11 protein-coding genes are annotated in these 11,735 nt (G+C 65.2%); 6 read left to right on the top strand and 5 right to left on the bottom strand.

Annotated features, from left to right (window positions below):
- Both BG57_RS31600 and BG57_RS13980 read left to right on the top strand, forming a co-directional pair.
- The gene (locus tag BG57_RS31600; RefSeq protein WP_035964337.1) at positions 1–174 is read left to right on the top strand and encodes a DUF1328 domain-containing protein; all 174 of its coding nucleotides are present in this window, start codon (positions 1–3) and stop codon (positions 172–174) included.
- A 141-nt stretch (positions 175–315) separates the two neighbouring features.
- A complete protein-coding gene (locus BG57_RS13980) occupies positions 316–2,160 on the top strand; it encodes a sigma-54-dependent Fis family transcriptional regulator (protein ID WP_035964885.1) in 1,845 nt (614 codons plus the stop codon).
- Here BG57_RS13980 and eutC read toward each other — a convergent pair.
- Positions 2,157–2,933, bottom strand: a complete 777-nt coding sequence (gene eutC, locus BG57_RS13975; RefSeq protein ID WP_035964335.1) for an ethanolamine ammonia-lyase subunit EutC — start codon at positions 2,931–2,933, stop codon at positions 2,157–2,159. The genes BG57_RS13980 and eutC overlap by 4 nt on opposite strands.
- Positions 2,930–4,306: an ethanolamine ammonia-lyase subunit EutB gene (locus BG57_RS13970; RefSeq protein ID WP_035964327.1), complete on the bottom strand. Its 1,377-nt coding sequence runs from the start codon at positions 4,304–4,306 to the stop codon at positions 2,930–2,932. Before BG57_RS13970 ends, eutC begins: the two co-directional genes overlap by 4 nt.
- Positions 4,307–4,452: 146 nt before the next feature.
- Between BG57_RS13970 and mnmH the strand changes: the two genes are divergently transcribed.
- Both mnmH and BG57_RS13960 read left to right on the top strand, forming a co-directional pair.
- A complete protein-coding gene (gene mnmH / locus BG57_RS13965) occupies positions 4,453–5,520 on the top strand; it encodes a tRNA 2-selenouridine(34) synthase MnmH (RefSeq protein ID WP_035964319.1) in 1,068 nt (355 codons plus the stop codon).
- Positions 5,521–5,549: 29 nt separating this feature from the next.
- Complete coding sequence (locus BG57_RS13960; RefSeq protein WP_035964314.1) at positions 5,550–6,599, top strand: permease; 1,050 nt, start codon at positions 5,550–5,552, stop codon at positions 6,597–6,599.
- 259 nt (positions 6,600–6,858) lie between these two features.
- Here the strand turns inward: BG57_RS13960 and BG57_RS33345 are convergent, their stop codons facing one another.
- The 3 genes from BG57_RS33345 to BG57_RS13950 are packed head-to-tail and all read right to left on the bottom strand — an operon-like array spanning position 6,859 to position 9,386.
- Entirely contained in the window at positions 6,859–6,999 is a 141-nt protein-coding gene (locus BG57_RS33345) for a hypothetical protein (protein WP_167569259.1), read from the bottom strand.
- Entirely contained in the window at positions 6,977–7,978 is a 1,002-nt protein-coding gene (gene cydB / locus BG57_RS13955) for a cytochrome d ubiquinol oxidase subunit II (protein ID WP_035964312.1), read from the bottom strand. Before cydB ends, BG57_RS33345 begins: the two co-directional genes overlap by 23 nt.
- A 4-nt stretch (positions 7,979–7,982) precedes the next feature.
- Positions 7,983–9,386, bottom strand: coding sequence for a cytochrome ubiquinol oxidase subunit I (locus tag BG57_RS13950; protein ID WP_035964308.1), 1,404 nt, complete (start codon positions 9,384–9,386; stop codon positions 7,983–7,985).
- 395 nt (positions 9,387–9,781) lie between these two features.
- On the opposite strand from BG57_RS13950, the gene ypfJ reads away from it, so the two are divergent.
- Positions 9,782–10,654 (top strand): KPN_02809 family neutral zinc metallopeptidase, encoded by an 873-nt coding sequence (gene ypfJ / locus BG57_RS13945; RefSeq protein ID WP_035964306.1) that lies wholly within the window; start codon positions 9,782–9,784, stop codon positions 10,652–10,654.
- Between the two features lie 161 nt (positions 10,655–10,815).
- Positions 10,816–11,718: a flagellar brake protein gene (locus tag BG57_RS13940; RefSeq protein WP_035964303.1), complete on the top strand. Its 903-nt coding sequence runs from the start codon at positions 10,816–10,818 to the stop codon at positions 11,716–11,718.
- The last annotated feature ends 17 nt before the right edge of the window (positions 11,719–11,735 follow it).

Here is an 11,735-nt window from a genome sequence, read left to right as displayed (position 1 = left end):
ATGCTCAAGCTCGCCATCCTCTTCGCGGTGATTTCCGTTATTGCCGGCTTCTTCGGCTTCGGGCGCGTGTCGTCCGGTGCGGCAGGCATCGCGAAAATCTGCTTCTTCATCTTCCTCGTCCTGTTCGTGATCTTCCTGATCGTCGCGATTTCGGCCGGATCGCTCGTGCTGTGACGTTGATGGTGGAAGCCGGGCAGTAGCGCTTCCTCGCATCGACCCGAGTGCCGGGAGAATGTTAGATTCCGTCGAGGAGACATTCGACCGGCCGCGCCGGCCACATCGGTCAGGCGCGCGATGGATCGAAAGGAGGAAGCCATGCATGCCATCGGCGCGGCTTTGCGGCCGGCGCATCATGACGTCGTGCAGCAGGACGTCATCCGTCACGCACACGAGCGTTCCGCGACGTTCGGCCTCATCGCCGACATGCGACCCGACTACGCCTTGCTGTCCACGTCCGAACTCGCGTCCCGGCTGGACGAAAGCCACACGCTCTTCGCCCATGCGTTGCCGGTCATGGAAACGCTGTACGCGCAGATCGCCAATACTCACAGCATGATCGCGCTGACGGATGCCAGCGGGCTCATCCTCCATTCGCTCGGCGACGACGATTTCCTCGCCCGCGCGCAGAAAGTCTCGCTGCGGGCGGGCGCGGTCTGGAGCGAGGCGCTGCAGGGCACGAACGCGATCGGCACGACCATCGCGGCGCGCGAAGCCATCACCGTGCACGGCGACCAGCACTATCTGCGGGCCAATCACTTCCTGACGTGTTCGAGCGTGCCGATTCTCGATCCGCTCGGCAACTTGAGCGGCGTGCTCGACGTGACCGGCGACCGGCGCGGCTATCACCAGCACACGATGGCGCTCGTCAGGATGTCCGGGCAGATGATCGAAAACCGGCTCATCGCGAGCGCGTTCGACGATGGCTTGCGCATTCACTTCCACAGCCGCCCCGAGTTCATCGGCACGTTGATGGAAGGCATCGCCGTTTTCGATTCCGGCGGCCGCCTGCTCAGTGCGAACCGCAGCGCGCAGTTTCAGCTGGGCGTCGAACTCGGACGGCTGCGTAGGGAGACGCTGACCTCGCTATTCGGCGCGACTGCGGACGCATTGGCCGCGCAGGCAGGCGAAACATGCCGGCTCGAATTGCACAACGGCGTCGGCGTGTTCGCGAGCGTGCAGTTCGATGCGCGCCGCGCACCCGCCACGCCTCGCCGCAGCACGCAGCCTGCGCCGCCGTCGCATCTGCTCGAGCTCTGCACCGGCGATCCGGCCATGCGCGATATCGTCGAGCGCGTCAGCAAGGTGATCGGCAAGCCCATTCCGATACTCATCGGCGGCGAGACCGGCGCGGGCAAGGAAATGCTCGCGCGCGCCATTCATCGCGATTCGCCGCGTCGCGATGGCCCGTTCGTCGCGGTCAATTGCGCGTCGCTGCCGGAGACCTTGATCGAATCCGAACTGTTCGGCTATGCGCAGGGCGCATTCACCGGCGCGGCGAAGCGGGGCGCGACCGGCAAAATTGCGCAGGCGAACGGCGGCACCCTGTTCCTCGATGAAATCGGCGACATGCCGCTCACGCTGCAAAGCCGTCTGCTGCGTGTCCTGCAGGAGCGTGTCGTCGAGCCGCTCGGCGCGGCGCGCGCGACGCCGGTCGATTTCATGCTGATCTGCGCGAGCAACCGCAAGCTGCGGGAACAAGTCGCGGCCGGCGCGTTTCGCGAAGATCTCTATTACCGGGTCAACGGGCTATCGGTGACGCTGCCGCCGCTTCGCGAGCGGACCGACCTTCGCGCGATCATCGACCGGCTGCTGGCCGGCGATGACTGCGCGGGCCGCACCGTCGGCATCGCGGACGACGTGCTCGCGCTGTTCGCGCGGCATCGCTGGCCGGGCAACTTGCGGCAGTTGAGCAACGTGCTGCGCACGGCCTGTGCGATGCTCGACGAACACGACACGCAGATTCGCGTCGGCCATCTTCCGCGCGACTTCCTGGAAGAACTGGACGATGCGCCGACGCCGCCCGCAAGCGATGCGCGTCTCGCCGATATCGCCGTGAGCGCGGTCACGGCGGCGCTCGACAAGCACGGCGGCAATGTATCGGCGGCGGCGCGTGCGTTGGGGGTATCGCGTACGACGGTGTATCGGAAGCTGCGGACTTAAGCCTCTTCGTCGAGCCGTTTTGCGTTCGCGGAAGAGGGCGGCGGCAGCGCGCCGCTGTGATCTTTCAGCGCGACGCCCGTCAGTTCGAGCCTGCGCGCCTCGTTCAACAGCCAGTGCAGCTTGAACGCGGCGGCGTCGTAGCCGAGTCCCTCGGGCCGCACGTTCGATATGCAGTTGCGCTCGGCGTCGCTTCGTCCGGCGCGCGGCGCGTAAGTCACGTAGAGGCCGAGGCTGTCGGGCGAACTCAGGCCCGGCCGCTCGCCGATCATCACGACGACGATCGTCGCCCGTAAAAGCTCACCGATAGCATCGCCAATCGCGACGCGCGCCTGTGTCGCGATCACCACCGGACCGATCGACCAGCCGTCGAGCATCGCGCGCAGCGCCGACAGCAGCGGCGCGGCGTGGCGCTGCGTTGCGATTGCAGAGAGGCCATCGGCGGCGACGAACACGATGTCGCAGCGCGACGCGCGTGCGGCGAGGCGTGCGGCGCTGGCATCGTCGAGCACGCGGCCCAGGTCCGGCCGGCGCAGATAGTGATCGCGATCCGGCGCGGCGCTCGCGGCGTCGAGCGTGTCGAAGCCGGCGGCGCGAATCGCGGCGGCGAGGGCGGCCGTATCGAGCGGATGATGCACCGCGTCGCGCGCCTGCGCATGGGCGAGCTGGAAGGCGAGCAGCGGCGCGGTCGGCAGGCTGCTGCCCGCGCGCCCGAGCGCAATGCGGGCATTCGTGAACCGGCGCAGTGCATCCCACGGATTCGCGTCGATCGTCATGTGTCGATCCAGTCGAGCAGCGGTTGGCCTGGCGCGGAAAGCAATTCACCGCGCGTATCGGTGACGCGCATTTGCGCGAGCCACGCTTCGAATTCAGGCGCGCGTTGGAGATCGAGCGCGCGGCGAATAAAGAGCGCGTCGTGGAACGAGGTGCTTTGATAGTTGAGCATCACGTCGTCGGCGCCGGGCACGCCCATGATGAAGTTCACGCCCGCGACGCCGAGCAGCGTCAGCAGCGTGTCCATGTCGTCCTGATCGGCCTCGGCGTGATTCGTGTAGCAGATGTCGCAGCCCATCGGCACGCCGAGCAGCTTGCCGCAGAAGTGATCTTCCAGGCCGGCGCGGATGATCTGCCGCCCATCGTAGAGATATTCCGGGCCGATGAAGCCGACGACCGTGTTCGTCAGAAGCGGCTCGAAGCGGCGCGCGACCGCGTAGGCGCGCGCCTCGCAGGTTTGCTGATCGACGCCGTGATGCGCGTTCGCCGACAACGCGCTGCCCTGACCGGTCTCGAAGTACATGACGTTGTCGCCGACGGTCCCGCGCCCGAGCGACTTCGCCGCCTCGTGCGCTTCCTGCAACAGCGCGAGCGATACGCCGAAGCTCGCGTTCGCGCGCTCGGTGCCCGCGACCGACTGAAACACGAGATCGACGGGCGCGCCGTGCTCGATCGCGGCGATCGTATTGGTCACGTGAGTCAGCACGCACGACTGGATCGGCGCGTCGTAGCGCCGGCGGAAGTCGTCCATCATCGTGAGCAGCGCGGTGATGGCGGCGGGCGAATCGGAGGCTGGATTCACGCCGATGACGGCATCGCCGCAGCCGTAGAAGAGGCCGTCGAGCATGGACGCCGCGATGCCTTTTGGATCGTCGGTCGGATGATTCGGCTGCAGGCGCACCGAAAGCCGCCCCGGCAGGCCGATCGTCGTGCGAAAGCGCGTGACGACCGGGCGCTTCTTCGCGGCGAGGATCAGATCCTGATTGCGCATGAGCTTGGAAACGGCGGCGGCCATTTCCGGCGTGACGCCCATCTTGACGCGTTCGAGCGCGGCGGTATCGACGCTATCGGAGAGCAGCCACTCGCGGAACTCGCCCACGGTCAGGTGCGCGATGGGCGCGAAGGCATCGGCGTCGTGGGTATCGAGGATCAGGCGCGTGACTTCGTCGTCCTCGTACGGAATCAGCGGTTCGTCGAGAAACGTGCGCAACGGCACCCGCGCGAGCGCCATTTTTGCGGCGACGCGCTCTTCTTCCGACGCGGCCGCGACGCCCGCGAGTTCGTCGCCGGAGCGCTGCGGACTTGCACGGGCGAGCAGCGTCTTCAGATCGTCGAAGCGGTAGCGGCGCGCGCCGATCGTCTCGTAGTAGCTCATCGCTTGTCCCTGGACCGATGGTCCTGTCACTTTAACCGCATTGCATCGCTTGCAAAAAGCGTGACCAAAATCGCGTGCTGAAGCGAAACCGTGAGCCGTGCGATAATTTCAGGCTTCGCCGCCGCTTCTTTCGCATTGATTTTCCAGTGAAAAACCTGCTCGTTTCCATCGATCGCCTCCGCGACTTCGACGAAATCATCGATGTCCGCACGCCGCTCGAATTCGCCGAGGACCACATTCCCGGCGCTATCAATGCACCCGTGCTCGAGAACGAGGAGCGGGTGATCGTCGGCACGATGTACAAGCAGGTCTCGCCGTTCGAGGCGACGCGTGTCGGCGCGGCGATGGTCGCGCGCAATATCGCGCGGCATCTCGATACGCTCTTCGCCGACCGCCCGCGCAACTGGCGGCCGCTGATCTATTGCTGGCGCGGCGGCAAGCGTTCCGGCTCGATGACGACGTGGTTCAACATGATCGGCTGGCAGGCGCGTCAGCTCGAAGGCGGCTACAAGAGCTATCGGCGTGACGTGCTGGATCGCCTGACGACATTGCCGGCGCGCTTTCGTTATGTCGCGCTGATCGGCCACACGGGCAGCGGGAAGACGCGGCTGTTGCAGGCGCTCGGGCACGCGGGCGCGCAAGTGCTGGACCTCGAAGGACTGGCGGCGCATCGCGGTTCGCTGCTCGGCGCGCTGCCGGGGCACGATCAGCCGTCGCAGAAGGCATTCGATTCGGCGCTGGTCGCGACGCTGCGCGGCTTCGATCCGGCCCGGCCCGTGTTCATCGAGGCGGAAGGGCGGCGCATCGGCGCGGTCACGATGCCCGACTCGCTGCTCGACAGCCTGCACGCCGCCGCGTGTGTCGAAGTCGAAGCGCGCCGCGAGGACCGTATCGCGTTCCTGTTGCAGGACTACGCGCATCTCTTCGACGATCCGGAGTCTTTCAAGGCGCAGTTGTCGAAGCTCGTCGCGCTGCATAGCCGGGAGCGGGTCGGGCACTGGCATCGGCTGATCGATGAAGGCGCGCGCGCCGAGCTTTTCGCGGAACTGATCGACCGGCACTATGATCCCGCCTATGGCCGCAGCAGCCGCGCGCTCTACACGCAACTGCCTCAGGCGGCGCATATGCTTTTCCGTCCGAACGACGCCGACAGCCTCGATCAGGCGAAGGTGCTGCTCGCGCAATTGTCCGAGACGTCCGTCGTGCTCGGCTAATCTTTTTGTTCCACTCAGAAATAAGAAATATGACCACGCTCCGACAACCTCGCGTCGCGCTCGGCTGGATGGTGTTCCTGCTGATCGCCGTCGCGGGCCTCTTCTACGTCAAATGGTTTCCCTACTACAACCGCGCGTTCGTCGCGGCGAGCCAGCATTCGATCGGCAAGTCGATCCTGATGGGCGCATCGGCAACCGCGCCGGAGCCGTCCTGGCAGGCTGCGCTCGATTACGCGATGGCCTACGGCAAGGCCATCTGGCAGGCGATGGTGCTCGGCCTGCTGCTCGGATCGGCGGTGCAGGCGTTGATTCCGCCGCGCTGGGTGGCGCGTGCGCTCGGCGAGCATAACTTCGGCAGCGTCGTGAATGGCGGGCTGATGTCTCTGCCGGGCATGATGTGCACGTGCTGCGCGGCGCCGGTCGTCGCGGGCTTGCGGGCGCGGCAGGCGGCGCCGGGCGCGGCCATCGCGTTCTGGCTCGGCAACACGGTGCTCAACCCGGCGGCGCTCGTGTTCATGGGCTTCGTGCTCGGCTGGCAGTGGACGGGCTTGCGTCTCGTGCTGGGCATGCTGATGGTGTTCGGTCTCGGCTACGCGGTGAATCGCATGGTGACGCCGGCGCAGGCGGCGGCATCGCGCGAGGCGTTGTCGAAGCTGGTTCAGGAGGACGATCCGGGCACTGCTTTCTCGCGCTGGCTGAAGATTCTCGGCCGCATGACGCTGCGGCTCGTGCCGGAGTACATCGTGCTGGTGCTGCTGCTGGGCGCGGCGCGGGCGTGGCTCTTTCCGCATATCGGGCCGGATATCGGCAATGCTGCGCTGTGGATCATCGCGTTCGCGGTGGCGGGCACGCTGTTCGTGATCCCGACGGCGGGCGAGGTGCCCATCATTCAGGCGATGCTGTCGCTCGGCATGGCGACGGGTCCTGCAGGCGCGCTGCTGATGACGCTGCCGCCGGTGAGCGTGCCGTCGCTGGTAATGCTCGGGCGGTCGTTTCCGCCGAAGGTGCTGGCGTTCGTGGCGGCGTCGGTGGTCGCGTTCGGGGTGATCGGCGGGGTGGTGGCGGGGTGGTTGTTCTAGGCGACGCGTGAGCAAGGGTCCGATTGCCCGACCCGCTCATGCCGATGTTGTTCCGCTTCGTGCTGCTTTGCGTCGGTTCTAACCGGGCAAAGCGGCTCGACTGACATTGAGGGCGATTCAGGGCTGCGTCGGGCTCGTTCCACTCAGCGCTAAGCATCGAACCGGAGCAGGAGCCAAAACGTCAAAAACTCTGGTCGACACCGCCGGGAACCGTCTACTGCACTAAACCGTACGTAGCAGGCTCCCTCACAGCGACAACTCAAAATCCCGCCGCAGTCCCCCACCGGATCAGCAACTTGAACGGCAGCGCGAGCAACATCGTCGCGCCGACGCCAGCGGCCCAAAGCGCAAAGAACCAGAAAACGCCGCGCATCCGCTTAGTGATAGTGATGTTCGCCATGGCGCACCTTCCCTCTGAATACCCAATACCCCAGCGTCGTGTAAGCGACGATCACCGGCAAGATCACCGCCGCTCCAACGATCGTAAATAGCTGGCTCGAACGCGGCGACGCCGCATCCCAGATCGACACGCCCGGAAAGATGTCGTGCGGCGAAATGCTCGCCACCAGTCCCGCATAGCCGAGCAGCACGAAGCCGAGCGCCATCGCGAACGGCCGCTTCTCGTGACGCGAATCGATCGACCGGCGCATCGCCCACGCGCACGCCGCGACGAGCACCGGAACCGGGAGCATCCGATAGAACAGCGGCGAGTCGAACCAGCGCGACGCAATGCCCGCATCGAGCAGGGGCGTCCACACGCTGACGACAGCGATCGTCGCGAGTTGCAGCAGCGTCAGCGGCCACACGACGCGATACATCCGCCGCTGCAAGTCGCCTTCGGTCTTCGCGATCAGCCAGCAAGCGCCGAGCAGCGCATAGGTGACGACGAGCGCGCCGCCGGTGAACATCGCAAACGGCGTGAACCAGCCGAAGGCATCGCCGGAGAAGCGTCCGTCCGCAACGGGAATGCCTTCGAGGAACGCACCGAGCGCCACGCCCTGAAAGAACGTCGCACCCGCCGACCCGCCGATGAACGCAAGGTCCCACAGATGCCGGGTGCGCGTCGCCTTGGACCGGATCTCGAACGACACGCCCCGGAAGATCAGGCATACGAGCATCAGCACGAGCGGCAGATAGAGCGCCGACAGGACAGTCGAATAGACCATCGGAAAGGCGGCAAAAAGCCCTGCGCCGCCGAGCACGAGCCACGTTTCGTTGCCGTCCCAGACGGGCGCGACGGTGTTCATCATCACGTCGCGGTCGTGCTGGTCCGGAAAGAACGGAAAGAGAATGCCGATGCCCAGGTCGAAGCCGTCGAGCACCACGTACATGAAGAGGCCCAATGCGATGATCGCGGCCCAGGCAACTGTCAGGTCCATGTTGTTACGCTCCTTCGATGGACTGGGTAGGCAAGGAAAGCGGCCGGCGCGCGGTGCCTTCCGATGACGGCTCGTGCGGCGTCTGTCCCGGCAGCGCGGGGCCCTGACGCAGCAGCTTCAGCAAGTAGTAGATGCCCGTGCCGAACACGATCGTGTACACGATCACGAACGCGAGCAGCGACACGCCCACTTGCTGCGCGGTGACGGGCGAGACTGCATCCGCCGTGCGCATCACGCCATACACGACCCACGGCTGACGCCCGGCTTCCGTCGTGACCCAGCCCGCAAGCAGCGTGATGAAACCGCTCGGGCCCATCAGCAACACGAAGCGATGAAACCAGCGTGCCTCGAACAACCGGCGCTTGCGATGCAGCAGCCACGACGCCACCGACATCACGATCATCAGCACACCGAGGCCGGCCATCACGCGAAAACTCCAGAACACGATCGTCGAGTTCGGGCGCTCGTCCTTCGGGAATGACTTGAGACCGCGAATTTCGCCGTCCCAGCTATGCGTGAGGATCAGGCTGCCGAGGTGCGGGATCTGCACGGCGTACTTCGTGGTCTCGGCTTCCATGTCGGGGATGCCGAACAGGTTCAGCGCGGTGCCGCCTTTCTCGGTTTCCCAGATGCCTTCGATCGCCGCGATCTTCGCCGGCTGATGCTCCCGCGTGTTGATGCCGTGCGCGTCGCCGACCAGCGCCTGAAGCGGCGTCAGCGCGAGCAGCAGCCACAGCGCCATCGAGAAAGTCTTCTTGATCGCCGGGTCGCGCCGGCCCTTCAACAGGTGCCATGCGCCCGTCGCCGCCACCACGAGCGCCGCGACGATGAACGCGGCTATCGCCATATGCGCGAGCCGGTACGGGAACGACGGATTGAAGATGATCGCGAACCAGTCGACCGGCACGACATGATCGCCTTCGATGCGAAAGCCTTGCGGCGTCTGCATCCAGCTATTGGATGCGAGGATCCAGAACGTCGAGATGAGCGTGCCGATGGCGACCATCAGCGTCGCGCCGAAATGCGCCTTCGGGCCGACCTTGTTCCAGCCGAACAGCATGATGCCGAGAAAGCCCGCTTCGAGGAAGAACGCGGTCATCACTTCGTAGGTCAGCAGCGGCCCCGTGATGGGACCGGCGAAGGTGGAGAAGCCGCCCCAGTTGGTGCCGAATTCATACGCCATGACGACGCCCGACACCACGCCCATGCCGAACGCCACGGCGAAAATCTTCGACCAGAACAGGCAGAGCTCCTTGTAGACGGGCTTGCCTGTTTTGAGCCATGCGCCTTCGAGCACGGCGATGAAACTCGCGAGTCCGATGCTCAGGGCAGGAAAGATGATGTGAAACGATACGGTGAACGCGAACTGTATCCGCGCCAGGTCGATTGCTTCGGGAGTCGAGTGCATGATGACTTGTCTTTTTGAAATTCACGCGGCCGTTCGTGGAGGTCTGGCCGGTTGTGTGTCGCGACGAATGCGTCTGATCACGGCCGGAGCTTAGCGCCGAAAATGAACGACTGTTGCGCTGCGTCAGAGATGCCGCATTGTGCGGAAATGCCGCACTTTCAACGAGTTGGCGGCGTTATCCGCTTGATATCTATGCGTTTTCGAGATGACGACCGGCGTGGCGTCGCCGGGCGCGCGACGTGCTTCTCGCGACAATCGACCGCACTGCATCAGACGGACTGAAGCGAAATGGGCGGGCGAAGTTTCACCTGCGTGCGGTGCAGAATCCACAGAGCGCGCGGGTACGATACTGGCTTTCCAGAAGCGCATGACGCGCGAACACAAGGAGAACCTACATGCGCCTCGATGATGAAAGTGAAAGTCAGAACGTCGAAGACCGGCGGGGCTCGGGCGGCTTCGGCATCGGCGGGGGAACGATAGGCATCGGCACCATCGTGCTGGCGCTGGCCGCGTCGTACTTTTTCGGCATCAACCCGATGACGATCATCAATGGCGCACAAGTGCTGCAAGGCAATGCGCCGCAACGTCAGGCCGCGCCAAGCAATGCGGAACCGGCTCACGATGCAGGCGCTGTGTTCGTGCGCCGCGTGCTCGGCAATACCGAGCGCACCTGGCAGCACATCTTCCGCACGGAGTTCAATCAGGACTATCCGGCGCCGAAGCTCGTGCTCTTCTCGGGCGGCACGCAGACCGCCTGCGGAACGGGGCAGGCCGCCATGGGCCCGTTCTACTGTCCGGCCGATCGCAACGTGTACATCGATCTTTCTTTCTATCGCGAACTGCGCGACCGCTTCGGCGCAAGCGGAGACTTCGCGCAGGCGTATGTGATCGCGCATGAAGTGGGGCATCACGTGCAAAACGTGCTCGGCGTCTCGGACAAGGTCGATCGCGCGCGCTCGCGGATGTCGCGTGAGCAGGCGAATGCGCTGTCCGTGCGAGTCGAGTTACAGGCGGATTGCTTTGCGGGCGTTTGGGCGGCGGTCGCGCAGCAGCAAAACGCGAAGCTGATCGAGCCGGGCGATTTCGAGCAGGGGTTGAACGCAGCGGCCGCAATCGGCGATGACCGCTTGCAGCAGCAGACGCAGGGGCGCGTCGTGCCGGAGGCGTTCACGCACGGGACGAGCGCGCAGCGACAGCGATGGTTGAAGCGCGGGCTGTCGTCCGGCGACGTTCGCCAATGCGACACATACTCGGCGCAGGCGCTTTAGTTTTTATGCGCATAACACTGCGCCGCGCTAGGGGAAACGCGGCATCAATAACCGAAATTGTGAGGCGTTCCGTCCCGATATGTAATGATTTCCGAAAACACTTGACGATTGAGCGAGCAACTAAGAGGATTGCACCAAACACTTAAGAATAATCCGACCAAATGCTCGCGGAACCCGTCTTTGAGAAACGACCGGCTCTCGTCCGTCTGAATGCAGCCGATATCCCGCTGAAAGCGCCGCTCGAATGGCCCATCCTCGCGCCGGACGGCGCGGTACTGTTCGATAGCGGCACCGTCGTCCCCGACGAAGCCGCGCGCGCTTTCCTTTATCGTCATTTCGAGCCGCATCGACCGTCGCGGGAAGCGACGCTCGCTTCCGCCGCCATCGACACAGCCGCCGATGGAGCGCCGGCACTCGAGGACATGGGCCTCGCCATTGGCGGACGCGTCGGCTTGCGCGGCGGCAGCATCTCTGGGTCCGCGATGTACGCGAGCCGCGTAATCGGCTTCTCGAATCCGCGTCGCAACGGCGAGCGGTCGCTTTTCGTCACGCAGCCGGTCATGGCCGGTTCCGGTCCGCTCGAACTGACGCGCGGCGAGCAGGTCGATCTCGTCGCGCTGACGGGACGCGGCGTGTTCCGCTTCGCCTGCACGGTCGATGCAACCAGCCGCGAGCCGTTCAACTACGTGGTGTTATCGGCGCCGGGCGCGATCCGCCGCTTGCGGGCGCGCAAGTTCGCGCGGCTGCCGACCTGCCTCGGCGCGCGCTTCTCGACGGAAGCCGTAGCGAGCGCGGTGCCGCAACTCGGCCGCGTCGCCGATATCAGCCCGTATGGCATGTCGCTGTCGGCGCCCACCGCGACTGCCCGCGCCGGGGACCGCCTGAAACTTTCGTTCCGGTTCTGCACCGATGGCGTCGATGTTGAAATCGATACGACCGCGATCGTGCGTCACGTCGGCCCGGCGGAGTCAGGCGCGCCGGGCGCGGCCTACGGGCTCGAGTTCGAAGCGCTGGATGCTTCGCAGCGCATCGCGCTGAAGTCGTTCATGGCAGAGCACAGCTAGACGGCTGCGCGCGCCGA

Source organism: Caballeronia grimmiae (assembly GCF_000698555.1).
Taxonomy (GTDB): domain Bacteria; phylum Pseudomonadota; class Gammaproteobacteria; order Burkholderiales; family Burkholderiaceae; genus Caballeronia; species Caballeronia grimmiae.
Note: the sequence above shows the minus strand (reverse complement) of the source record. Positions and strands in the feature narration are given on the sequence as shown.